Below are 23,587 nucleotides of genomic sequence, written 5' to 3' on the forward strand. Positions count from 1 at the left end.
ATTGGAGGGAAATGTTATGGACCAAATATTATCGGTTTGTGGCTTGATTTGTAATGAATGTGAATATTTTAAGATAAATTGCCAAGGTTGTTATGCAGTTAAAGGTTCAACCTTCTGGGCAAAAGAAATGCCGGACAAAATTTGTCCTTTATTTCGATGTGCCATCAATGATAACCAATTGAGTGGCTGTGGCCAATGTCCTCAACTTCCTTGTAAAACCTATAGAGAATTTAAGGATCCCAATCTATCCGATGAACAACATGAAAAATCACTTGTCGAAAGAGTAACCAGGTTAAAAAATTGATAGGGAAAATTAAAGAAGTCAAAGTATAATGAGGTCATGATCATGAAGAAAAACCCAGTTACCGAATACATTCGAGCCGAAGAGAATCAATGCCCGACGGCTGTGTGGAAGTTTTCGGTTTTAGATCAGGCCTGTTTTCCAATGATAATCCGTGGAACCTTGGTATATGATGTCCAGTTGGACGTTGATACCATGAAAGCAGGATTTAAGAAACTTCTTTATTACTATCCTCATCTTTCAGGAAGAATGAAAGATAAAAGCGGTATCCAATTCACCAATGATGGAGTTCCATTTACTGTGACCAGTGAACCTGACCTTTTATTAAAAGACGCACTTAAAAAAGGGCAAGACGTTGACCGTTTTTCCTCGGATATAAAGCCTTCCAGGATAAGACGAGGCATTGATGCCCCTCTAAGCGTTAAGATCACCAAGTTACAAGATGGCTCGGTTTTGGGAATTAAATGCTCTCATGCCTGTATGGATGGAGATAGTTTTTATACCATGTTATACAATTGGGGACAAATCTGTAAGAATGAAAACTTCATTGAACCGGTTTTGGATCAGTCATTGTTTCATGTTCCTATGAATCTTTCCAGGGAGGAGGTACAGAAAGCAGCTTTCAATCGTGGTTGGAAAAAAGTCTCAAAATTAGCTTTTCTTAAAATTCTTCCCACTTTTATGTTCGGTATCGTAAAAGAGCGAACTGATGCCTTTTATTTTTCTGCTGATGGGCTAAGCCAACTAAAACGGCAAATATCTACTGACGTCAGTTTTCCCTGTAGTACACATGTTGCCCTTTCTGCCTTTCTTACCAAAATGCTCCTGAAACTGTTTAACCATAGCGAAAAAACCACCTGCGTTCAGGTAACCGTGGCAAATTTACGCAATCGTCTGACTGAAATCCCCTCGACTTTTGTAGGGAATGCATCGTCTATTGTTGCAACGCCAAATTTTTCAGCCGGAGCAAGCCTCGAAGAAATAACGGGTATTATTCATCGAACACTTCAACCACTTAGAGAAACATCATTGGAAGAACTGAGGAATATCGTGTCCTTGAGTATCCAGGCAATGAAACTCAAATTACCAGTATTGCCGTTTGATTTCACTGAAATGTATTCAAAGAAACCAACAGTTTTTTATATTAATAATTTTTCAAAGTTTCATATTTATGATTTAGACTTCGGTTTTAGAAAGCCAGTGTCAATTATCCCCCATAATCTCTCTGATCAAGTTCTTATCTGGCCTGCTCATCCTGCGAAAGGAGGAGTAGAAGTTTATTTTTCAGGGATTCCTGCTCGTATGATTCGTAAAATGAAAAAAGACGATCCCTGGTTTCAAGAAATGAAGCAATATAACTGATTATTTTTTTGAGACATTTATGCAAGCTTTCAATTTATTCGTAAGTATTTAGCGCCATGTCCTGATTTTTGAATGAAAGGAGAAAAGGGAAAGATTTTTTCAATTGCCAAACTAAATTCAATTTGTTGCCAATATAATCCGAATAAATTCCAACCAAGGGAAATCGTTTGGAGTGATGCCGGGTGAAATTGATGGATAGACAATGGGGTAAATTCAATCAGGGCAGACACAGAGGTCTGCCCTTACAATGATAACTAAAAAATTAAATAAAAGATAATTCAATGGATTTGAATTGTAGGAGTGAACTTGCGTGTTCACATATTTTTGTGTGGTATGAAGAGAGATTTTAGACGAATGCAGGTTAAAATATTTACAAAAAATATAAAAATGAAAGAATAATGTTATTATTTAAATAAAGGTTCTGAAATTAAGATAGAAATGAGGGTTGGATTATTAAGAAAGCTGTTAAGAGCCAGCGTATTCAGATTGGGAAAGTAGAAGTAGAATTAACCCAAAAAGATATAAAAAATATGCATTTGAGAATTCTTCCTCCTGATGGCAGAGTGAAAGTCTCCGCTCCTTTCCGAATGGATATTGAGACCATCCGCAAATTTGTTCTTCAAAAGTTATCTTGGATTGAAAAACACCAAGCGAAATTCTTACAACAGAAAAAGGAAACACCACACGAATATATCAACGGTGAAAACCATTATTTTGCTGGTCGCAGTTATCTGCTTCGGGTTGTTGACTATGCAGGATTTCCAAAGGTAATGATTCATGATCAAAAATATATCGATCTTTTGATATCACGAGATAGTGATCGGGAGAAGCGAAAAGAAGTCATAAGCGATTGGTATAGAGAACATTTAAAATTAAGGATTCCAGAGCTCGTAAAAAAATGGGAGAAAATCATTGGAGTCGAGGCAAAGGAATGTCGAATCAAACAGATGAAAACCCGATGGGGATCTTGTTCCATCAAGCTTCGGCGGGTTTGGTTGAATTTGGAACTGGCTAAAAAACCAGACCATTGCTTGGAATATGTGATTGTCCATGAGTTGGTTCATCTTTTAGAACCAAAACACAACAGCAGTTTTAAAGCGTATATGGATGGTTTTATGCCGCAATGGAGGAAGTATAAGAAAGAGTTAAATCAGGGAAATGAGTCTCTTCTTTCTTGAAACTAGATGAAGATGAGAACGAAAGGTTCGACATGCCGTGGCATGTCGCTACAATTAACCTGAGTTAGGATTCAGGATGACAACTTTTATCGTTATTGTTTGAATAAGATATAATTAATGACAAAGGGAGTTGGGGAAAAGTGAAAAGTAGAATATTTTTAAGAAGACTAATTTTATATTTAGAAATAAATCTTGGTCTATTCATTCTAATTTTTATTCTTTGCCCTGCTTATACCTATGAATTAAACCAATTTTATGGAAACCATACAAAAGAAAATTCTATTCAAAACTTGATAACTAACCAAACGGTTGGAATCACTGATAATAATGCAAGATTCGTTCAAGACAACAGCCACGTTCCAATGATTAACCCAGGAAATAACAAACCGATAGAGCTGGTTTTAACGCCAATGGTTACTGATGAAGAAAATGGTGGGGCAGATAAAAAACAAGAAGGTGAGGGTGTGGCCAGGGAATCTGATTATTTCCAGGAAGGAGATTTCGTCACGGTTCAACCGTTCTTGTTTGATGCCATAGGAAATGGTCCTGTCTATGGGTGGACCTGGCTCACTCAGACGGGTGACCGAGCTTCTTGGACTTTCAAACTTAAGCCAGGATCGGTTAACGTTAAAACTGCTGCCCTGAATTTTTCTTTCTTAGTGACCAATGGGGTGAATGGAGGAAGCGGGTATACCTCCAATCCCAAAGTGAAAATTTTTGATCTAAATGGCAATGAATTGGGGAGTTCTGCTCTCCAACTGACCAATACCTTTCGGCCGAAATACTCGGGTAATACCGTAGGGATCGGCTATCCGGCATCAGGCGCAATTGAGTCTTCGCTCTTGAGACAATTGGTTTCACAAGGTCAAAGCTTCGTGGTGTCCATCGAATGGCCAACTCCCGACAAACATCATATTGCAGCAAAGAAAGATTCGGTCCTTCTCGCTTACGTCATTTCTGTTGAAATGACAGGGAGATCTGAACAAAATTTTACTACCCAGCGGGGAAGAAAGTGAATCACAAAAAGCTTACAATTACCCTGTGGGATAATAATCCCACAGGGTAAGGTGATTATTACTCCTCAAAAAGTTTGGTGAATTCTCCATACCCTTCTTTTTCTAAATCCTCTTTTGGTATAAAACGCAATGCTGCTGAATTAATACAGTAGCGACGTCCGGTCGGTGGAGGTCCGTCATCAAAAACGTGGCCGAGGTGTGAATCAGCATATTTGCTGCGGACTTCGGTTCGCATCATAAAGTGGCTACTGTCGGTGTTTTCTGCAATATTCTCTGGAATCAGAGGCTGAGTGAAGCTAGGCCAGCCGGTTCCGGATTCAAACTTATCAAGAGAGTTGAAGAGTGGTTCGCCGGAAACAATATCCACATAGATGCCTTCTTTTTTGTTGTCCCAATAATCATTGTTGAACGGCATTTCGGTGGCATTTTCCTGAGTGACTTCATATTGGAGAGGAGTGAGCTTTTTTTGAAGCTCTTCAGGTGATGGTTTCTGATAGTTAACAAATTTATCTTGATTTTCAATCACGCTTTCATCATCCTTCCAGTATTTTTCTTGAAATTGATCCCGCCCGGAAAAAGAACGATAGACTTCATAGCGATTGCTAGATTTTTTATAGTAATTTTGGTGATATTCTTCGGCCGGATAGAAAACCGAAACTGGGAGAATCTCGGTTACAATGGGATCATTGAATTTTCCCGACTTTTCCAGATCTTCTTTTGACTGCTCGGCGATGGTTTTTTGTTCTTGGTTGTGGTAGAAAATGGCAGTTCGGTATTGTGAGCCTTGATCAACAAATTGACCAAAGGGGTCAGTCGGATTGATGCTTTTCCAGAAGGCGTCCAGGATCTCCCTATAGGTTATTTTATCTGGATCATAAGTGACCTCGACCGCTTCATAATGACCAGTGGTTCCCGAACAGACTTGCTCGTAAGTGGGATTTTCGGTATGGCCTCCGGTGTAACCTGATACGGCTTCGATGACACCCTCCAGTTTTTCCATGGCGCTTTCCAAACACCAGAAACAGCCACCTGCCAGGGTAGCTTTTTCCAGTTTCGAAGGATTCTGATTTGACTCTTGTGCTAATGCATAACTTCCAAAAATAAAGGGCAAAATGATCAGTAATGCAAACAGGAGCCCTTTCATATTGATCACCTCATTCATTATCTGCGAAATTTCTTTTAATATTATGTAATGAATTTTTTGGCTTTTTTATTCCTCAAGGGAGAGTATTAGCGGAAAGCGCTGAGGGGGAGGGGGGCAATGAAATACGAGAGGGCGATGGGGAGAGGGGGCGACTTTTTGGTTCCTTCTTCCTTGATGGGAGAAGGTCAGGATGACGGTTTTTTAAAATTATTCAGTTCTAACTTATCATTATTTAAAGTTTATTTGGTACAATTGATATATTTTTCATCCAAGAAAAAGAGAAGGAGACGACATGGGACAAGTCAGTATCGTTCGGGTCAAGGAGAATATTAAAGAAAGCTTATACCACTCTATCCAGCTGATTGGAGGAATTTCAAAATTTATCCAGCACGGAGATCGAATTCTTTTAAAACCCAATCTCAATGGGTGGGAAGGGACAACTAACCGGATAATGGTAGAAGCATTGATTCAACTTCTGCTTGATTATCAGGTTCGGTCGATAGCCATTGGTGAATCGACCTTTGGTGATGCCCAAACGACCAAGGTTTGTTTTCAAAAAACCGGCTTTCAAGATTTAGTTAAAAAATACCACCTTCCTTTGATCAATTTTAACCAATCGGAAACGGTATCGGTTCCAGTTCCGCATCCGCTTATTCTCAAAAACATTCCAATTGCGAAAGAGTATTTTGAAGCCGATGTCATCATTAATTTACCAGTGATGAAGGTCCATTATGCGACTGGCATTACCCTGGGTTTAAAGAATCTCAAAGGATTTCTCCCTCCCGAAGAGAAAAAGCATTTTCACGAAATTGGTCTGGATCAGGCAATTGTTGATCTCAACAAAGCCATAACCACCCAACTCACCATTGTTGATGCCATTCAAGCTATGGAAAGAATGGGCCCTCGGGGTGGTGATATGGTTTCGCTCAACTTAATCATGGTTGGCGAAAATAACTGGGAAGTCGATTGGGTGGGGATGAATATAATGGGGTACCAACTTTCCGAGGTAAAGCACCTTCGATACTACCTGGAAGACAAGAACATTGATGAGCAGAGGATTCAAGAAGTCAAAGTAGTGGGAGAAAGCATAGAGAATGCCCGGCATCCTTTTAAAAAAGTGGCTATGGAAGCAATCATTCCGCCCTCTTTTAATCTCTACCAAACCAATGCTTGTAGCGCCTGCATGAATGCCTTGCTGCTTTCCTGCTCCTTTTTAGAAGGAATCCCGACAGTTCCGATTGATGTCTTTCTTGGTTCAAATATTGTTGAATTTCCTTCCAACCATCATCTTCGTCTCTCTTTTGGAAATTGCTGTACAAAAAAGACTGATAATCCGCTTTCGATACCAGGTTGTCCTCCTTATCCTTTTAATTTAAATTTACTTTTAAAACAAAGAGGATTGATAAAAAAAGAAGAGAGTTAATATTTTTTATGAAATGAGTTTTCGTCTTCTCCATTGGTCAAAGATCACCACTGAGACAATGATGATTCCGTTGATGACCCGTTGCCAGAAGGGTTCAACATTGAGAAGGTTCAAGCCGTTTGCTAGCACTCCCATCAGAATGGCGCCGATAAAAGTTCCAAATATAGTTCCCTGGCCGCCAAACAGATTGGTTCCTCCAATGACAACCGCGGCAATGGTCTGAAGCTCGATACCTTCAGCCATCAAAGCATTCGCGGAGTTCATCCGTCCAGTGAGAACCAATCCGCCAATTCCACAGTAGAGTCCGGATAGACCGTACACCCAAATTTTGGTCCATTCGACGTTAATGCCTGAAGCACGGGCTGCCTCCTTGTTACCGCCAATCGCATAGATGGACCGGCCGAAACTGGTCCGCATCAATATAAACCAGGTGATTCCTATCATAATGAGAGCAACGATCATCGGTGCCGGGATTTGGAAGATGTCGCCCGCTCCTAACCAAACCAGAGCAGGAGGAAGATATCCTTTTAAAGCGGTTGCAGTGAAGTGAGAGGGAACTGGCAGCCCATCGGTAATCAATAGAGCCACACCTCGGAAAGCACCAAGCATGCCTAAGGTACCGATGAAATCGGGGATTTTTCCTTTGGCAATAAGAATTCCATTGGTAAAACCCGCCAGCATGGCAATGATAACGCCTAAAAAAGCACCGGAAAGAAAATCCCATCCCCAGTAACTCATGGCCACGGCTCCAACACTTCCTCCCAGGGCGATCAAAGGCCCAACCGAAAGGTCAATACCGGCAGAAATGATCACCATGGTTTGAGCACAGGCGGCTATTAAAACGACGGAAACCTGACGAAAAATATTAAGAACATTACTGATAGTAAGAAAATGTTGAGAAGATAAGGCAAAAAAAGCACTTAAGCCAATCAAGCCGATTAAAGAACCACCCTTTAGGAGAACCAGATGTACCAGATTCCCAGGTTGGTAAGATGGTAATAAAACTCTTTCTTTTTGTTCATTCTTGGTTGAATGATTCTTATCCATCATTTTCCCTCCCATAATGAACTCCACTGGCGGCTGCTAAAATTTCTGATTTATCTAATCCCAGAGGATTATTAAAGGTGGTCACTATTTGTCCGTTTCGAAGTACCACAATCCTGTCCCCCATTTCAATGGCTTCCAAAGGATCCGATGTGATATAAATGACGGTTAAACCTTTCTGAACCATCCCTTTGACAAAGTTGCGGATTTCAAATTTGGCTCCAACATCGATCCCGCGAGTTGGCTCATCCATGATCAGGATTTTAGGTTCTCGTGCCAACCAGCGTGCAAGGAGTACTTTCTGTTGGTTCCCACCACTCAGGTATAAAATTTCGCGAAAAATATTCGGGGGCTTAATTCGCAAAGCTTGGACGTAATGCTTGGCAACCTCATGTTCTTTTTTGATCTGGAGGACTCCGTTTCGAATCATTTTTTTGAGTATCGCCAGAGTAATGTTGGCATAAACAGGTAATTCGTAAATTAAGCCAAAACGGCGGTCTTCGGGAATATAGCCGATTCCAAGCTGGATGGCGATTTTGGGATGATTGATGGTAACCGGATTCCCAAATAAGCGAATGGTCCCTTCCAGGGTTTCGAAACCAAAAAGTCCTCTCGCTAAAGTAGTTTTTCCCGAACCCATCAAACCAAAAACGACCAGAATTTCACCCTGATAAATATTTAAACTGATTTTTTTCTTGTAGAATTTGGTTCCTATTTCTTCAAGAGATAAGGCAATGGTTTTTTCTTTGGTAGGAGGAGTATGGTGGAAATTTTTTAAATTTATATATTTACCGGTCATATGATAAATGATGGTTTGTTCGTCGAGATTTGGTTTGGTGTCGGTGATTACCTTTTCACCGTCTTTTAAAACCGTAATTCGATTAGAGATTTTCACTGCTTCATTAATTTTATGAGAAATAAAAATAATCGATTTCCCCTCGTTTTTGATTTCCTTTAAAATTTGAAAAAGCCGGTTGATTTCTTCTCCGCTCAGAGCTGAAGTCGGCTCGTCGAGAAGGAGAATTTTAACGTGGGAGTGGCTGATGGCTTTTAAAATTTCAATCAACTGTTGTTCGGCGACTGAAAGAGTGCCGACGAGAGCTCGAGGATCAACTTTCACCTGAAATCGATTGAGAAGTTGGTTGGTAGATTCGTTCATTTTTTCCCAATCAACACTGATCCCTTTCTTGGGCCATCGGCCTAAAAAGATATTTTCAGCAACCGAAAGATAGGGAAGGAGAGATAAATCCTGATGAACCAGGGCAATCCCAGCTTGAAGAGCAAGACGAGGGTTTTCTAAATGGAGACTTTTGTTTTCCAGTAAAATTTCACCAGAATCCCGGGGAATGATACCTCCTAATATTTTCATAAGAGTACTTTTCCCGGCACCATTTTCTCCTAAAACGGCATGGACCTCTCCAGAGTAGATATCTAAAGTAACATTTTTCAAGGCTTCGACACCAGGGAATTTTTTACTGACATTTTTAATAACCAAGGTTGGGGTGGATTCAGGGTTCACCATATGGTGTACCCTCCATCAACATTCATGATGGTTCCATGAGCATAACCAATTACCTCGGAACTGAGGGCAAGAATGGCAGTAGCGATTTCCTCTGGTTTTCCCAACCGTTGGATCGGTCGGCTGTTTTCTAATTTTTGACGTACGGAAAGAGGATCACTCGATTGTACCAGGGATTCTTCCACCAACGGGGTGAGGGTTGTTCCCGGACAAATACAATTGGTTCGAATGCCGTAAGGGATTAAATCAATGGCACAGCTTTGAGTGATCGAGATAACTGCAGCTTTGGTGAGGTTGTAAACAATCTGATTAGCAATTCCAACCAATCCAGCTTCGGAGGCAACATTGACGATCACTCCTCGATTTTGCTTGATCATTTGGAGTCCCACATGTTTAATACACCATAAAACTCCTTTAATATTGACCGAGACGATTTTCTCCCAAATTTCTTCATTGAAGGATAAAGCATCACCGTGGGCATATAATCCGGCATTGTTGACCAAGACGTCAATTTGATGGTGCAGTGTGATGATGGAATGAACCATTTTTTGAACTTCTTCTTCTCGAGTTATATTGACTGGGTGGAATTCAGCATACCCTGAGTGGTTCTGGATTTTTTTCTCGATTTCTTTCCCCCGATTACTGTCCAGGTCGGCAATCATGACCTTGGCTCCTTCATGGGCAAACAGTTCGGCAGTAGCCGAGCCGATTCCAGCAGCAGCTCCGGTAATAATTATAATTTTCTCTCGAAAGCCGAAATCCATTCTTTTTCTCCTTTCAGTTCCTCCCCGACATGAAGAGGAGAGTGCAATGGTATTTTTTCTTTGATCTTTGAAACAAAAAGACAATCATGGCTTTTATTGAGCGGTATTATGGATTGGTACTCAAAAGAGCCATGATTGTCTCAAGAATGAAGGGGAGCAGATCTTAAAAGATACTATTATTTTTGATAGGCTTCTTTGATAGCATTCCAATCGATAGGCTCTAATTCGGGATTGGGATAGAATTTATCGGCATTCCCCTGCCATTCAATTCTGGGTCGGATATCAAAGAATTGAGGAACCATATCCTTTAAACCAAGCGCTAACATCACAGCGTATTTGGTTCCGTACCAACCCCATTCTGGAAATCCATGCCAGGTTTCTGCAATGAGCCGCCCTTCACGTATTCTTTCCACAGATTCCGGGGTTCCATCATTAGTAAATATTTTCACTTCCGGACGATTCATTCTTTCACAAGTAAGCATCGCTCCTAAACCCATTTCATTTGATGCTGCCCAGATAAAATCGAGCGTCCCCTGGGGATTAGCCGAGAGCATATCTTCGGTGACTTTAATTCCTTTTTCACGGTTCCAGTCGGCGGGAAGGGTGGTGACAATTTTTATATTGGGGAATTGGTCAATAACTGAATGGAAGCCTCTTAAACGAGCTACGGAGAAAAATCCCCCGGCAATTCCTTCAACAATCGCACCATTCAAGGAAAGATCTTGTAAGCCGGCTATGACTTCGGGTGTATAGAGATTTTGCCAGAACTCTAAATCTAAATAAGTTGATTCGGCAGCATCGACTTTTTCCCCTTCGCCTAAAATACCCGGTCCACCAAAATGATCAATGACTGCGTAAGCGGATACAGTTCCAGCAACGGTATTATCAAAACCGATATAACAGTCAACATCGACTCCTTCAATTGGTTCGAGAAGATTCACCACAACCACCGGTATTCCAGCTTCTATGGCTTTTATGAGAGCTGGTTTAACAACTTCGACTTCGATAGGGGAGATAGCGATTACATCAACCTTTCTTTGAATAAAGTCTTCAATAATGGCTATTTGGCTGGCGAATTCGATATGTGAAGCGGGAGAACGGGTAATGATTTCTACTGGTATGTCATTTTCGGTTGCCTGTCGAGCTGATGCTTCAAAGAAATCGGTAGCAGTTTTAAAAACACCGGTAATATCAGGCGGTGTCCAACCGATGGTGATTTTCGGTATATCGGCGGCTAAAGCTCCAACACTTAAAACGAGAATAATAAGCAAACTGACGAAAATTTTTTTAAACATATTACCCTCCTTTGTTTACAAATAAAATAAAAAAGTAACCAAAATTCGAACCCGTTGGTTTATTTTCTGTTTTTCTCCTCCTTTCAAAAAGAATGAATTTTATAAACAATTAAGAGCGAGTGGAAAAGACCGTAGATATAACCTCAGTGGGGGGAGTAATGTTATGTTGTTAAAAGGAATAAATCTGAAGACTGAAATTGCGTTGTTAAGTCGTTTGACCTAGAAATGTTAGAATGGTTGAGCAGAGAGTCGATTCAATCTTGATCGGGTTGATTCAATTGCTATCCGTAAACCCCTCCAATATTCTCAAAAATTTTGTTTACATAAAGCCATCAGGAAAAAAAGCCCAAAATAATGTTGAAGTGGTAAAGTCATTATAACCACTTAAATTATATCATCACCCTCGACAATGTCAATGAAAATGAAATAGCTGTCGAGAGGAGTTAAGTATCGAGGGAGGGAGGGGAGAGTATTGGCGAAAAACGCCAAGGGGGGAGAGGGGGGAGAGGGAGCGAGGGGGCGAGAGCATTTACTCCCTCCTCACTCAATGCACTTTTTAGTTATACCCACGGTCTCCGTAAGGCTGAAGTTTATCCAGCCATTTTTCTTCAAGTTTTTTCAAAGCATCGGCTGGAGCGGTGTAATCGTCTTCTTTCTGTTTTAATTCCTCCAACACTTCAACTACGAAAGCCTCTTTACCAAACTCAGTCCATTCTTTCTGAAGAGCTTTATTGGGGTAACTCCCCATTTCTAACTGGAAGGTTTTACCATTTAAAGTTTTAAGATTAAGTGTACTTCCTAAAAATACTTTTTGGTTTTGGGTATTTTTAATTTGGTACACACCGGCAACTGATTTACTTTCTTTAAATTGTCTTTTTATTTCCTTTTTGTAATCCATAAGCATCCCTCTTCTTTATAATCCTTCTTTCAACCAGTACTGACTTCCATCGGGTTTTCTTTCCATAAAACCATATTCGATAAGGTATCTCCGAATGGTTACGAAATCGGGATATCGTTTCTTAATGATTTGATTGACTTCTTTTTCATCATATTTCCGATTTTTTTCAAAATCAAAAGCAAATTCTCTTAAAATGACCAATTTGTATTTTTCTTTGGCCGGAAAGGCTTTCAAATGAGCAATGGTCCCTTTAGAAAAAAAATTCTTTATAATTTTTTCTTTTTCTTCTTCAGTAATATTGTATCGTTGATCAACAATTTTAGCATTTTTATGGAGAGGTACAAAAACCGGTGCGAATTGATCCTTTTCTTTTAAAATTTCCATAAGAACCAAAAATAATTTGGATTGACGTTCTCTTTCTTTAAATTGAAAGCGATGATTCCGAATGGTCGAGACACTTCCAATGTTCATTTCCTTTTGTATTTCGCTATTGTTTTTTCCTTGATAAAAAAGATTAAGCAATTTTCTTTGGTGATCAGTCAAACCAGTTAATCTTTTATCTAAATTGATTAAATACTCAAAAACGGAATGATGAGCTTTAAGAATATGGATTTCTATAAATTTTTCGGCTTCATACAGCATTCCAGAATCAGAATATATAATTCCTTTTTCAATTTCCTTGCCACAAAGGAGACAAGTGAAATATTTATCTTGGTCCAAATATCCTCGTTTTAAATCGATTGTGGAGGCATTCCAAAATAATTCTGAATTGCTCATTGAATAAACACATCCTTAAATAAATTGAAATATAATAGATATAATATATTATTGTTTATTTAAGTGTCAAGATTAGTTAATAGAATAAAAGACGGTTAAATGAATTGAAAAGTGATTAAAAAAAACGAGAAAGAATGAATTCAACAATTCCCTTCTTTGGAGGGATGCAGCTTTACGGCGGGGAGGGTGACTTTCATTTTTCCTTGGTTATCCCTAAAAAAAGGACAAAGAAACAGGGATAAAGGATGAGATCCTCATGGCTTCTGAATACGAAGCCTCAGGATGAAGATGGTAGTGTCAGAGGAGATTCTCACGTCGTCCGGCAATAGACACCGAACTCCTCAGAATGAAGGATTGGGTGGATGAGAGATTGCCACGTCGTCCAACCAAAAAACGGTTGACCTCCTCGCAATCAGGCTGTGGCACAATCCCGTTCATACACTAAGAATAGCTTAAAAGTGGAGGATACAGTACATTTATCTTCAGTTTTTGGTTATCTATTCCCAATATTCCTGTAAAATATTAACCTAAGTGGTGGTAAAAAATTTATAGAATAATTATGACACAGCCTGAATGACGGATTTTGATAGGTATTTTTACCATCATTTGATTCCACACAAGTGGCATGAAAATAAATTAAAGAAACCTATGGGCATGATGATGTTTGGAATTTAACATTACCTAGTAAAATAAAAAAAGCATGAGGGATTATTCTAAAAGGGAAGTTTTCATTTTGGAGCGAGTTTGATAGAATTGAACCGGAAATGAGGACGAAACAAAAATTGTGATCTTTTCGAGGGAATGAATCTATGAAGGTTTGTAATCGTTTTTATTTGGTTATGGTTGTACTACTGATGGTTGTTGCTACCTCTGGATGTATTGGAAATATCGGAGAGCTATCGGGAATGTTAAGCGGTCAGTCGGGGAGTACCTACTATGTTTCCACAGAGGGCGATAACAACAATTCGGGAAATAGAGAAAACCCCTGGAAAACCCCCGGGTATGCCTCAAGACAACTGCAGCCAGGCGATACTCTGATTATTTTAGGTGGAGAATACCAGATTGATAATCAGGAAGAAAATCAAATTAAACCAGCTTCGGGAACTACCTCTTCCTGGATTACCATCAAGGGTGAAGCTGGAAATAGACCCATCCTAAAGGGAAGAGATAACTGTCCGGCTATCATTGACCTCTCAGGAAAGAGCAACCTTCGAATCGAAAATCTTGAATTAACCAACGATGAGGTATCAGTTGTTCAAAATGCCATACGGGTGGTAGGCGGAGTAGTCCAGAATTTAATTTTTAAAGAGCTTTTTATCCACCACATCGATGGGAATGGCATTCTCATGGCTGATGCTTACGGAATAGAAATAATCCAAAGCAAGATTGAGTATTGTGGGAAGGAAGCAATGGTTGGCAAGAACTTCCAGGGAGATGGATGGAACCGGATAACCATACGTGACAGTCAATTTTCTTTTAGTGGCCATTATCCATCATCAAAAAAATCCAATGATGAACATACCTTTGATGGCTTAAGGATTGGTTCATCGGTTGGCCCAATTGAAATAACCAACTCAATATTTGAACAGAATTTAGGAAATGGGCTTTATACCAGAGCCAAAATGAATCGAATCATAGAATGTGTTGTCGATAATAATAGTGAAAACGGGATTGTTATGGGTGGTCAAGACGGGATAGTCATGAATACCCTCATTTATGGAGTAGGAGGGAAAAATCCCAAGAATTCAATAAGCTCAGGGATGGTAATAGATGAAATTGCCGGAGAGGATGCCAAGTTTAAAATCGTGAATGTAACTATTGATACCCCTCCAGAAAACCAGGGATTCCCTTTGAAAGTGGGAGTATCCCAAAAACCAGAGATTGGAGAAGTCCTGTTCAAAAATAATATTATTGTTTGTGGTACTCAACCAGTTAATATCGGTAAAAATATTTCTCTAAAAGCTTCGAATAACCTGATATATAGGCCAAATGGGAAAACGGTTTTAAAATTTGGAGAAAAAGAATATTCCGGCGAGGAGTTAAAAGACGCGCAATTAATTGAGAATTTCATTGCCGAAGACCCACTATTTGTTGCTCCTTCTCGTGGTAAAAATGGTGGATACCATATCCAGGAAAATAGTCCAGCCCGAGATGCTGGGGTTTCGACCGATGCTCCGTCAGTTGATCTTGATGGAAGGCTACGACCTCAAGGAAAGGGGTATGATTTAGGTGCTTATGAATTTGAAGACCCAGCATCATAATAGAAAAATTTATTCATAAAATATTGACATTTTTTATAAAAGATGGTATTATATACTCAACATGGGTTCCGAGGAATAGGAAAGCCGTCAGGGTTAAAATCGATGAAAGCTCGAAATGGGCTGGAGTTGAAAAACTCTTTTCACTAAAAGAAAGAGAAAAGAGGTTAAGCCCGCGAATTGCTGGAAAAGAGATTTTTCGGTGATAAAAAGGCTGGAAAGTTCGTTGGGGCCCGTGTTTCTTTATGAGTTCTAACTTTTTAATCATTTTTTACTCTGCAAGCCCCCCCAGAAATGATCTTATAATATTTTCTTGATCCCCAAGCTCTTACTGCAAAAGGAATCAAATCTATTTTTCAATTTTTTTAATTTTCTTTTGTGCTTTCTATCCTGAAAATACCAATATTGGTGAAAAAAGAATAAACAAAAAAGACAAGGCACACCCCCCTTAAATCCCCCCTCAATGGGGGAATGAATTCAACAATTCCCCTTTTGGAGGGGTGCCACTTTCGCGGCGGGGAGGGTGTCTTTATATCTTTATAGAGTAATTTTTAGAAAATAAAAAAAGAAATAGGAATGAAAAGATGGGATTCTCACGCCGTCCGGTAAAAGAAAACGAACTCCTCAAAATGACAGACTAAATAAATGAGATTGCCACGTCGCACAGGACGCTCCTCGTAATGACGGAGCAGGAATAAACCAAATCCCCCTAACCCCCTTTTCTAAAGCTCATCGTTACCCATATCTCCCCTGTCTGGACACCGAAGGAGGTTTGCAAGGCGGATCAAATTGACAGTAAGGAAAGAGGACCTTGTACGTCGAGGTGATATCGTCTAAACGTTGGAGTCCCAACCACATGCTTTTGGTTCCAGGATGGCCATCCCCTTTGCGCCCCAAGAACCCTCCCAAGGAAGCCACCATCCTGATGGCTTCTTGAAGAGTCGGAGGATGAGCTGGTGGAAGAGGATTGTGAGTAACATAGGCAACTAAAGCTTTCCACTCGGCTTCTTCAAAGAAAACAGTACAGGGAACATCGGGGGTTTCTCGTCCTTGCTTGGCTAAAAAGAAGATCCGCCAGGCAACCACGAGATCAATAGCCAGACAATTTTCAATTCGATCGGCAGTTCGAAGCTGGCGCTCTTCAATTTTGCAGCCACTCTTCAAGGTCCGGTGGTAGATTTCAATCAACCACCGATGACAGTACCACTGTATTCGTTCACAGGCATCTTGAAAGTGATGAACCGGCATGGTGGTGAGGAGCACCCAGCTGATGGGGTCACTCCCATCGGGAGGAGGAGTCTCTTCTTCCGCGCTCACCGCCCACAGCGTAACGGGAGGTTCTTGAGGACGGTTGCGAGGCGGTTGAAGGGTCACCTCGCAAAAGCGAACAACGAGTTCGGCGTGACGGGCTCGACGGTTTTTCCGTCGGGGAACGGTGATGGGTTGACATCCAGCACCTGGGGTGGTGGCCAGTTTTTGGAGATAGGTTCCTTCTTCTCCAGCCAGAGCTCGTTTTTGAAAAGCTCGAATGAGCAGTTTGGGAGCGTGGGGATGGGTCGTCGCCCGCACAAAGAGATCATACAGATCAGCTTCCCGATCGGCGATACTCACCAGAGTGGTCTGAGGGCATTCTTTTTGCAGACGAGCGGTGGCATCAAAACTTGTTAACCAACGCTGGCTTTCTTTTTCTTCTAAGGGAAGCACTGAGCGCCGGTGTTTTTTCCCGAGGCTTGCTGGATCACGGGCATAACATTGGATATCGACTAATCCTAAAGGAACCCCATTGGGAGTCACGGCTAAGCTAGCATGCAGGAGGAGTCCAATGGCTTTTTGGGAGCTGGTGCCGATTGGTCCGAACCCTTCGGTCTCAAGATGGGTTTGATAGTTGAGGGTGGTGGTGTCTTGACAGACCAGAGCCAAGGGTTCTTGAGCGACTCGATGTTGAGTCGAGCGGAAGTGGGGAGCAAGGATGGTCTTCAGGTTCATGGCTGGATGATCGAAAAACCGGTAGCACGCCTTGGTTTTGGCTCGGCTGCCACAGACTTGGGGGATATTCCCGGTGGGACAGGCATAGAAATCCCGGACCAGGGTGAGCAAGCGTTTTTTGAGTCGGAGATCGCCACAGCTGACTCCTTGGAATTCCTCTTCCACCCAATCGGCAAATTCCACTGGGGAGGAAGGAGGAAAAGTAGACACATCTCTTTCATTATACCGTAAAAGGGTCCGATAGTGACGGTGGAGCGGATAGAGAAAAAGACGTTTGACTGAAACGGGATGCTGGGCGAACCGGTCTTGGCGACCTCGGCCGTTGGTGAAGCCGGCGTCGATCCAGTTGGCGGCTCGATAAGCGGTTCCTCGATAAAAGCGGGTATCAACAAAAGTTTCAAGGAGCAGCGGCCTCACCTGATAGCGATGGTACCAATCAGCAGGAAGCCGACGGATCGCCAGTGAGAGGACAAAAGACGCCAGATTCTTCACCCTTACCTCAGGACGGAGGAGAAACCGGCTGTTATTGACCACCTGTGATAAGTTGGCGGCTCGAGTGTGATCATTCCAGCCGATAAAGGTATCTCGGGCTTTCACCCGCCAGGCGGCAGCGCTAAAGGCCAGACCCCCAATCACTCCATAGCGGTGACTGTGAATGAGGTAGCGAAGCTGGGCTCCGCATAAAGGACCGGATCGCAAGGGATGGTAGCGATCAAAAAGAGTATTTCAGAGGTGAGAGGCTGATTTATCCTGACTGGTCACCAGCACAAGCTTTGTCTCCCCGAGGTCAGCTATTGAACCAGTGATACCCGGCAAGGGTTCAAGGAAGGGATCAGGCCCTGATTTTCGTTGAGGAATCGAGCGGTGATGAGGAGCCGGGAGAGTCAGTTTCCCCCATTTTTCTAGGCGAAGGAGTGCCACCCGGGCGCTCATCTCTTTCCATTTTCCATTGGGGCTTTTCCAGTCCAACCATTCACAGACCAGTCGAGAGAGTGCCCTTCGAGAAATGATCGGTTCCTGGTTGACTTTTTCTTGTATAGTTTGGATCATCGTATCGGTAAACTCGTGACCGCAGACTTTCATGCGGAGGAGTATAGCACCTTTTGCCCATTGTGTCCAGAGTAAGGTTATGGGACACGATGAGTTTCTAAAGGGGGAAATTGATCGGCATATTATTATTTTCATCCTCATTTAGTGCTGTAATGCAACATAAGGATCTATCCCCATTATTTTTAAACACCGCTACTTAAACTCTTTCGCTTCTTAATCGAAAGTAGAAGAAAGAAGCATGCTCTTAATTATAACTAAGTAAAGATAACTACTATAATTGTATGAAAGTTGAAGATTCGAGGAAAATTGACTTATTTTCTTTTTAGGATATATTAAGAAATATAGGCAAGATTTATATTATATTCATTTTTGGAAATACCGATATTTAAAAATTTTGAGTAACATAATTAAATCTTTGAATTAATAATCATCTTGATTCCGTCAAACTTAAAAAATAGGTAATGTAATACTAAAAATTATATGATTGGTGGGAATCTGAAAATGAAACCAATGAAACTACAGGATATTATTGATCAAATTGATTTTCAGACAGATGAATTTCATTCATACATTAATACTGAAACTGGTGAAATAATTGGTTTTAGTTCTGAAGAACTTGATATTGCTGAGGAATCAGAAGGTGATATTGATTTTTCAAAATACCCCGAGTGGCAGAAAAAACCTATTAATGAAGCCAAAGATGTATTAGACAACTGGAACACTCACAAATATATTAAATTCCCGGATAGGTGGTATGTCAATGAATATAGTATTATGGAAACCTTTTGTAGCTCTGTAAGAGATGAAAAAATCAGAAATGTCCTTTTTTCTTCTATTAGAGGAAGTGGTGCTTTCCGTCGGTTTAAGGATGTAATTCATATATTCAACATTGAAGACTCTTGGTACCAGTTCCGTGATGAAGCATTGAAAAAAATTGCAATTAAATGGTGTGAAGAAAATGGAATTTCCTATATAGAAACATGACATAGAGGCAAAAACCGATATTTGCTTGTTTTGGACAGGGTAGATCAAAAAGACGATTTAGTTGGAAGACCAAAAAATGAAAGAAACCTACTCCCCAACATTTCCTGTTAACCTTCGAAGGAGTAAAATAAAATAAAAAAAAAGAGAAGGGGAAGAAGAAGCAGTTGATATGAATAAAACGGTTTTGATCCCTACCCTGTATGCTTTGACAGCGGCTTTGCTTTTTGGACTAAGCACCCCTTTGAACAAGCTGCTCTTGAACACTATCGAACCGCTGGTTCTTTCCGGCTTTTTATATTTAGGAAGCGGTTTAGGTATCCTCATTTTTCGATTGATTAAAGAAAAGAGTCTATTTACTCGAACCGAGTCTCAATTACAAAAAGGTGAGATTCCTCAGTTTATTGCGGCAGTCACGGCGGGAGGCATTTTAGCCCCATTGGTTCTTCTCTATAGCATCCGGGTTACCCCGGCATCGACAGCGTCGCTTTTGCTCAGTATTGAAGGTATTGCAACAACTTTACTGGCTGGGATCTGGTTCGGAGAATATATTGGAAAAAGAGTATGGTTGGCCATTGCCATGGTGACACTGGCAACTATGCTTTTATCGGTGCAATGGAATCAAGGATGGGGATTTACAATTGGGGCTTTTGGAGTAATAGCTGCCTGTTTTATGTGGGGATTGGACAATAACCTCACCAGGAATTTAAGCGCCCGGGATCCACTTTTATTAGTTATCGTCAAGGGTTGTGGTGCAGGAGGATTTTCTCTTCTTTTAGCCCGCTTCTTCAACCTCACTTTTCCCAGTGTTCAAATAATTTTAATCGCAATGGTGATTGGCGTTTTATCCTATGGGTTGAGCATTGTTTTTTTTATTCTCTCCCTCCGCAGTCTTGGTTCATCCCGCACGACGGCCCTATATAGCATTGCCCCTTTTGCCGGTTCATTTCTTTCTTTTTTAATTTTGGGAGAACGGCCTCAGCAGGTTTTTTTCCTTTCTTTTCCCCTCGTTCTGATAGCCACTCTGATTCTTCTTACCGAAATCCATTCTCACCTACATCTGCATCAGGCTTATTCACATGACCATCGTCATTCTCATCAGGACGGTCACCATAACCATAATCATCCGGACCTGTTCCGAGAAAAAAATTTTGTACATTCTCACCTTCATGATCATGAAGAATTAGAACATAATCATGAACATCTTCCGGATATTCATCATCGTCATCAACATGAAAGGTAAAAAAACGCTTTTCCAGTTAGTTTTTCTCGTTATTTCAAAAAAACAGAAAAAAATATTGGCTTTCCTCTTTTTAATTTATCCATGCTGTGGTAAATTACTCAAAATTACATAAGTCATTTTTTAAGGGTGAATGTACACCTTCTTCCTCAATGACGAGGAGAAAATGACAACGACCTCGATGACGAGGGACGTTTGTTCTCGATGGAGAGAGATGCAATTTCTCGACATGATATTTTCTTGTCTCAATGAGGAGGAATGTTACGTGTCTACTACTAACCCCTTTGCAATAGCGCAAGCCCAGCTTGATAAGTGTGCTGAAATCATCCAACTTGATCCTGCCATTCATGCAATACTCCGAATGCCTAAGCGTGAAATTCATGTTTCTATTCCAGTGCGCATGGATGATGGATCGATAAAAGTATTTCAGGGATTTCGAGTTCAATACAACGATGCTAAGGGACCAACCAAGGGCGGAATTCGATTCCACCCCCTGGAAACTATTGATACCGTTCGGGCTCTGTCCGCCTGGATGACTTGGAAATGTGCGGTAGTCGATATTCCCCTGGGGGGAGGAAAGGGCGGAGTCATTTGTGATCCGAAAAGCATGTCAACCGGCGAGTTAGAACGGTTAAGCCGGGGATATATTCAAGCAATATGGCAGTTTATCGGTCCGGATAAAGACATCCCGGCACCGGATGTATATACTAATCCACAAATTATGGCCTGGATGATGGATGAATATTCCAAATGTTCTGGAAAGAACCAGTTCGGGGTCATCACCGGAAAACCCCTGGCAGTTGGAGGAACGGTAGGTCGAGGTGATGCAACCGCTCGAGGTGGTATGTACGCTCTGCGAGAAGCAGCTGAAGTCTGCGGTATTGACCTCAGCCAGGCGACTGTCGCTATCCAGGGATATGGTAATGCCGGTTTTTATGCTGCTAAACTGGTACGGGAAATGTTTGGCTCAAAAGTAGTTGCTCTCACTGATAGCCAAGGTGGGATCTATAACCTTGAAGGCTTGGTTCCCGATGCAGTTTTGGAATATAAAGAAAAAACCTGTTCGGTCAATGGTTTTCCTCAATGTGAATCCATTACTAATGGAGAGGTCCTTTCCTTAGACGTAGATGTTCTCATTCCAGCGGCGCTTGAAAACGTCATTACCGACCAAAACGCCGGAAACATCAAAGCTCGAATTGTCGCAGAATTAGCTAATGGGCCGACAACTCCTGAAGCCGATGATGTATTGTTCGAGAACGGCGTTCATGTAATTCCAGATTTCCTCTGCAATGCTGGTGGAGTGACGGTTTCTTACCTGGAAATGGTTCAGAATTTCTATATGTACTACTGGGACGTAGACCGAGTTTATGATTGTTTGAACAAGAAAATGACCAGTGCCTACCATGCGGTTCATTTAACTTCGAAAAAGTATTCAATCAATATGCGTCAAGCAGCTTATATCGTAGCCGTTGAAAGAGTCGTTGAAGCGATGAAGTTAAGAGGTTGGGTTTAAAGAAACAACTGACTTATATCCTCTCTCGTGCTGTTGTTTAGGCGCGAGAGAGGGAGTTCAGGGAGGGTTAAATATCCTAAAAATTGGTATTGCGCAAATAAACCCAAAAGTGGGTCATATTGAAGGAAATGTTCAGAAAATGAAGCAATTCTATAATGAGTTGCTTCCCCAAAAGCCCGATTTAATCGTATTTCCTGAATTGTGTGTGGTTGGTTACCCCCCTAAAGACCTTCTGGAACGTTGGTGGTTTATCGAACAGATCCAAAAAGCCAAAGAAGAACTTATTGCCCTGACTTCAAGTTCTTTTCATCCAGGAATAGTATTTGGATTACCCCTTCCCACTGGTGAAAAACAAGGAAAGGGATTGGTTAACGCTGCCCTGCTGGCTTTTCAAGGGAAAATAATTCACCAGCAAAACAAATCCCTTTTGCCAACTTACGATGTTTTTGACGAAACCAGATATTTTGATCCCGCCCAACAACAGGAGTTGGTAGCTTTTAAAGGAGAGCTTTTAGGGATCAGTGTTTGTGAAGATGCCTGGAATGATCCGGAATTTTGGCCGAAAGGCCGAAGGTATCAACTTGACCCCATTCAAGTTATGGCTGAAAAAGGAGCGACCTGTCTTGTCAATATTTCCGCTTCTCCCTTTCAAATTGGCAAAGAAAAAGTGCGTTTTCGATTGATTCATAATCATTCACAGCGTTTCCATTTGCCTTTTGTTTATGTCAATCAGGTTGGAGGGAATGATGACCTGATTTTTGATGGGAAAAGTCTGGCATGCAATAATCAGGGAGATTTCATCAAAAAAGCACCAGGTTTTCGGGAATGGGCTAGGATTGTTGATTTGGCAGATCAATCAACTCTCATAGGGGATCTCTTTCAGGATTCAATCGAGTCGGTATTCGATGCTTTAGTGCTTGGGGTCCAAGACTATATGAAGAAGTGTGGTTTTAAAAAAGCCGTCATTGGCTTATCGGGAGGAATCGATTCGGCTTTAACCGCAGTTATTGCCACTCGTGCGGTAGGACCAAACAACGTTTTAGGCATTTCAATGCCCTCACCCTATTCTTCGGCAGGGAGTATCGAGGATTCCCAAAGGTTGAGTGAGAATCTTGGGATTCCCTTTGAAGTGATCCCGATATCCTCGATTTATTTCTCTTATCTAAAAACTCTTTCCAAAAGCTTTGCCGAAACCAAGAAGGATACCACCGAAGAGAATTTGCAAGCCCGGATTCGAGGAAATATTTTGATGGCTTTTTCAAATAAATACGGCTATCTTTTATTGTCAACCGGAAATAAAAGTGAGATGGCAACCGGTTATTGTACTCTTTATGGCGATATGAGCGGAGGTTTGGCGGTCCTTTCGGATGTTCCAAAAACCATGGTTTATCAGATTGCTGACTATGTCAACCATAAAAGCGAAATCATACCCCGAGAAATTATTCAAAAAGCACCATCGGCGGAATTAAAACCCAATCAATACGATCAAGATACTCTTCCACCTTATCCAGTCTTAGATCAAATTATTGAGTTGTGGATTGAGGACGGCCTTTCCGTAGAGGAGATAGCTGCCCGAGGATTTGATCGCAAGACGGTGTTATGGACGGTGAAAAGAATTGACCGGAATGAATATAAAAGAAAACAGGCTCCACCGGGATTGAAGGTTACCTCCAAAGCTTTTGGAAGTGGCAGGCGAATGCCTATTGCTACTGATTATTCATATTGACATCTTTTTCTGCAAAAAATTTTATTCCTTCTTGAACTATATTGCCAATTAGAGGGTTTTAAATAAGATATAATGAAAAATAACGGCGTAATGCTTCAAAAATCTAAATCCA

At 41.2% G+C, this 23,587-nt stretch carries 20 protein-coding genes; 10 read left to right on the forward strand and 10 right to left on the reverse strand.

What is annotated here, in order from left to right; genetic code table 11:
* The first annotated feature begins 16 nt into the window (after positions 1-16).
* The 4 genes from RT761_RS09325 (at position 17) to RT761_RS09340 (ending at position 3,857) form a co-directional block, all read left to right on the forward strand.
* On the forward strand, positions 17-304 hold the full coding sequence (locus tag RT761_RS09325; RefSeq protein ID WP_218111150.1) for a DUF3795 domain-containing protein: 288 nt from the start codon (positions 17-19) through the stop codon (positions 302-304).
* A gap of 42 nt (positions 305-346) precedes the next feature.
* Complete coding sequence (locus RT761_RS09330; protein ID WP_218111151.1) at positions 347-1,663, forward strand: acyltransferase; 1,317 nt, start codon at positions 347-349, stop codon at positions 1,661-1,663.
* Positions 1,664-2,193: 530 nt separating this feature from the next.
* A complete protein-coding gene (locus RT761_RS09335) occupies positions 2,194-2,841 on the forward strand; it encodes a M48 family metallopeptidase (RefSeq protein WP_218111152.1) in 648 nt (215 codons plus the stop codon).
* A gap of 140 nt (positions 2,842-2,981) precedes the next feature.
* Positions 2,982-3,857: a hypothetical protein gene (locus RT761_RS09340; protein WP_218111153.1), complete on the forward strand. Its 876-nt coding sequence runs from the start codon at positions 2,982-2,984 to the stop codon at positions 3,855-3,857.
* 58 nt (positions 3,858-3,915) lie between these two features.
* On the opposite strand, the gene msrB is transcribed toward RT761_RS09340, so the two are convergent.
* Positions 3,916-5,001, reverse strand: a complete 1,086-nt coding sequence (msrB, locus tag RT761_RS09345; protein WP_218111154.1) for a peptide-methionine (R)-S-oxide reductase MsrB — start codon at positions 4,999-5,001, stop codon at positions 3,916-3,918.
* A gap of 292 nt (positions 5,002-5,293) precedes the next feature.
* On the opposite strand from msrB, the gene RT761_RS09350 reads away from it, so the two are divergent.
* Entirely contained in the window at positions 5,294-6,424 is a 1,131-nt protein-coding gene (locus RT761_RS09350) for a DUF362 domain-containing protein (RefSeq protein ID WP_218111155.1), read from the forward strand.
* Positions 6,425-6,430: 6 nt separating this feature from the next.
* Here RT761_RS09350 and RT761_RS09355 read toward each other — a convergent pair whose 3' ends face one another.
* The 6 genes from RT761_RS09355 to RT761_RS09380 form a co-directional block, all read right to left on the reverse strand.
* Entirely contained in the window at positions 6,431-7,474 is a 1,044-nt protein-coding gene (locus tag RT761_RS09355; protein WP_218111156.1) for an ABC transporter permease, read from the reverse strand.
* The gene (locus tag RT761_RS09360; protein ID WP_218111157.1) at positions 7,464-8,990 is read right to left on the reverse strand and encodes a sugar ABC transporter ATP-binding protein; all 1,527 of its coding nucleotides are present in this window, start codon (positions 8,988-8,990) and stop codon (positions 7,464-7,466) included. Before RT761_RS09360 ends, RT761_RS09355 begins: the two co-directional genes overlap by 11 nt.
* Positions 8,984-9,751 (reverse strand): SDR family NAD(P)-dependent oxidoreductase, encoded by a 768-nt coding sequence (locus RT761_RS09365; protein WP_218111158.1) that lies wholly within the window; start codon positions 9,749-9,751, stop codon positions 8,984-8,986. The genes RT761_RS09360 and RT761_RS09365 overlap by 7 nt, the downstream gene beginning before the upstream one ends.
* Positions 9,752-9,927: 176 nt before the next feature.
* A complete protein-coding gene (locus tag RT761_RS09370) occupies positions 9,928-11,046 on the reverse strand; it encodes a sugar ABC transporter substrate-binding protein (RefSeq protein ID WP_218111159.1) in 1,119 nt (372 codons plus the stop codon).
* Positions 11,047-11,602: 556 nt separating this feature from the next.
* Complete coding sequence (locus RT761_RS09375; protein WP_218111160.1) at positions 11,603-11,944, reverse strand: GIY-YIG nuclease family protein; 342 nt, start codon at positions 11,942-11,944, stop codon at positions 11,603-11,605.
* 15 nt (positions 11,945-11,959) lie between these two features.
* Positions 11,960-12,721, reverse strand: coding sequence for a DUF2087 domain-containing protein (locus RT761_RS09380; protein WP_218111161.1), 762 nt, complete (start codon positions 12,719-12,721; stop codon positions 11,960-11,962).
* An 809-nt stretch (positions 12,722-13,530) separates the two neighbouring features.
* Between RT761_RS09380 and RT761_RS09385 the strand changes: the two genes are divergently transcribed.
* The gene (locus RT761_RS09385; protein WP_218111162.1) at positions 13,531-14,982 is read left to right on the forward strand and encodes a right-handed parallel beta-helix repeat-containing protein; all 1,452 of its coding nucleotides are present in this window, start codon (positions 13,531-13,533) and stop codon (positions 14,980-14,982) included.
* 13 nt (positions 14,983-14,995) lie between these two features.
* Here the strand turns inward: RT761_RS09385 and RT761_RS09390 are convergent, their stop codons facing one another.
* The 3 genes from RT761_RS09390 to RT761_RS09400 form a co-directional block, all read right to left on the reverse strand.
* Positions 14,996-15,247, reverse strand: a complete 252-nt coding sequence (locus RT761_RS09390; protein ID WP_218111163.1) for a hypothetical protein — start codon at positions 15,245-15,247, stop codon at positions 14,996-14,998.
* A 467-nt stretch (positions 15,248-15,714) separates the two neighbouring features.
* Positions 15,715-17,664, reverse strand: a complete 1,950-nt coding sequence (locus tag RT761_RS09395) for an IS4 family transposase (RefSeq protein WP_218111164.1) — start codon at positions 17,662-17,664, stop codon at positions 15,715-15,717.
* A gap of 27 nt (positions 17,665-17,691) precedes the next feature.
* Positions 17,692-18,048: a hypothetical protein gene (locus RT761_RS09400; RefSeq protein WP_218111165.1), complete on the reverse strand. Its 357-nt coding sequence runs from the start codon at positions 18,046-18,048 to the stop codon at positions 17,692-17,694.
* Positions 18,049-18,516: 468 nt separating this feature from the next.
* Here RT761_RS09400 and RT761_RS09405 point away from each other — a divergent pair, with 468 nt between their 5' ends.
* The 4 genes from RT761_RS09405 to RT761_RS09420 all read left to right on the forward strand — a co-directional run bounded on the left by RT761_RS09405 (position 18,517) and on the right by RT761_RS09420 (position 23,475).
* Positions 18,517-18,999: a UPF0158 family protein gene (locus RT761_RS09405; protein ID WP_218111166.1), complete on the forward strand. Its 483-nt coding sequence runs from the start codon at positions 18,517-18,519 to the stop codon at positions 18,997-18,999.
* 169 nt (positions 19,000-19,168) lie between these two features.
* Complete coding sequence (locus tag RT761_RS09410) at positions 19,169-20,239, forward strand: DMT family transporter (RefSeq protein WP_218111167.1); 1,071 nt, start codon at positions 19,169-19,171, stop codon at positions 20,237-20,239.
* A 262-nt stretch (positions 20,240-20,501) separates the two neighbouring features.
* Positions 20,502-21,749, forward strand: a complete 1,248-nt coding sequence (locus RT761_RS09415; protein WP_246465129.1) for a Glu/Leu/Phe/Val family dehydrogenase — start codon at positions 20,502-20,504, stop codon at positions 21,747-21,749.
* An 82-nt stretch (positions 21,750-21,831) separates the two neighbouring features.
* Complete coding sequence (locus tag RT761_RS09420; protein WP_281388067.1) at positions 21,832-23,475, forward strand: NAD+ synthase; 1,644 nt, start codon at positions 21,832-21,834, stop codon at positions 23,473-23,475.
* Positions 23,476-23,587 lie beyond the last annotated feature (112 nt).

Origin of the sequence: Atribacter laminatus, from assembly GCF_015775515.1 — a bacterium.
Taxonomy (GTDB): domain Bacteria; phylum Atribacterota; class Atribacteria; order Atribacterales; family Atribacteraceae; genus Atribacter; species Atribacter laminatus.

Bases quoted from the DNA above. Each gene is read 5' to 3' on its own strand.
- RT761_RS09380 (WP_218111161.1), bottom strand. From the start codon at position 12,721: ATGAGCAATTCAGAATTATTTTGGAATGCCTCCACAATCGATTTAAAA.
- RT761_RS09325 (WP_218111150.1), top strand. From the start codon at position 17: ATGGACCAAATATTATCGGTTTGTGGCTTGATTTGTAATGAATGTGAA.
- RT761_RS09355 (WP_218111156.1), bottom strand. From the start codon at position 7,474: ATGATGGATAAGAATCATTCAACCAAGAATGAACAAAAAGAAAGAGTT.
- RT761_RS09385 (WP_218111162.1), top strand. From the start codon at position 13,531: ATGAAGGTTTGTAATCGTTTTTATTTGGTTATGGTTGTACTACTGATG.
- RT761_RS09390 (WP_218111163.1), bottom strand. From the start codon at position 15,247: ATGATTAAAAAGTTAGAACTCATAAAGAAACACGGGCCCCAACGAACT.
- RT761_RS09365 (WP_218111158.1), bottom strand. From the start codon at position 9,751: ATGGATTTCGGCTTTCGAGAGAAAATTATAATTATTACCGGAGCTGCT.
- RT761_RS09400 (WP_218111165.1), bottom strand. From the start codon at position 18,048: ATGAAAGTCTGCGGTCACGAGTTTACCGATACGATGATCCAAACTATA.
- RT761_RS09410 (WP_218111167.1), top strand. From the start codon at position 19,169: ATGAATAAAACGGTTTTGATCCCTACCCTGTATGCTTTGACAGCGGCT.
- RT761_RS09360 (WP_218111157.1), bottom strand. From the start codon at position 8,990: ATGGTGAACCCTGAATCCACCCCAACCTTGGTTATTAAAAATGTCAGT.
- RT761_RS09335 (WP_218111152.1), top strand. From the start codon at position 2,194: ATGCATTTGAGAATTCTTCCTCCTGATGGCAGAGTGAAAGTCTCCGCT.
- RT761_RS09375 (WP_218111160.1), bottom strand. From the start codon at position 11,944: ATGGATTACAAAAAGGAAATAAAAAGACAATTTAAAGAAAGTAAATCA.
- RT761_RS09405 (WP_218111166.1), top strand. From the start codon at position 18,517: ATGAAACCAATGAAACTACAGGATATTATTGATCAAATTGATTTTCAG.
- RT761_RS09370 (WP_218111159.1), bottom strand. From the start codon at position 11,046: ATGTTTAAAAAAATTTTCGTCAGTTTGCTTATTATTCTCGTTTTAAGT.
- RT761_RS09330 (WP_218111151.1), top strand. From the start codon at position 347: ATGAAGAAAAACCCAGTTACCGAATACATTCGAGCCGAAGAGAATCAA.
- msrB (WP_218111154.1), bottom strand. From the start codon at position 5,001: ATGAAAGGGCTCCTGTTTGCATTACTGATCATTTTGCCCTTTATTTTT.
- RT761_RS09350 (WP_218111155.1), top strand. From the start codon at position 5,294: ATGGGACAAGTCAGTATCGTTCGGGTCAAGGAGAATATTAAAGAAAGC.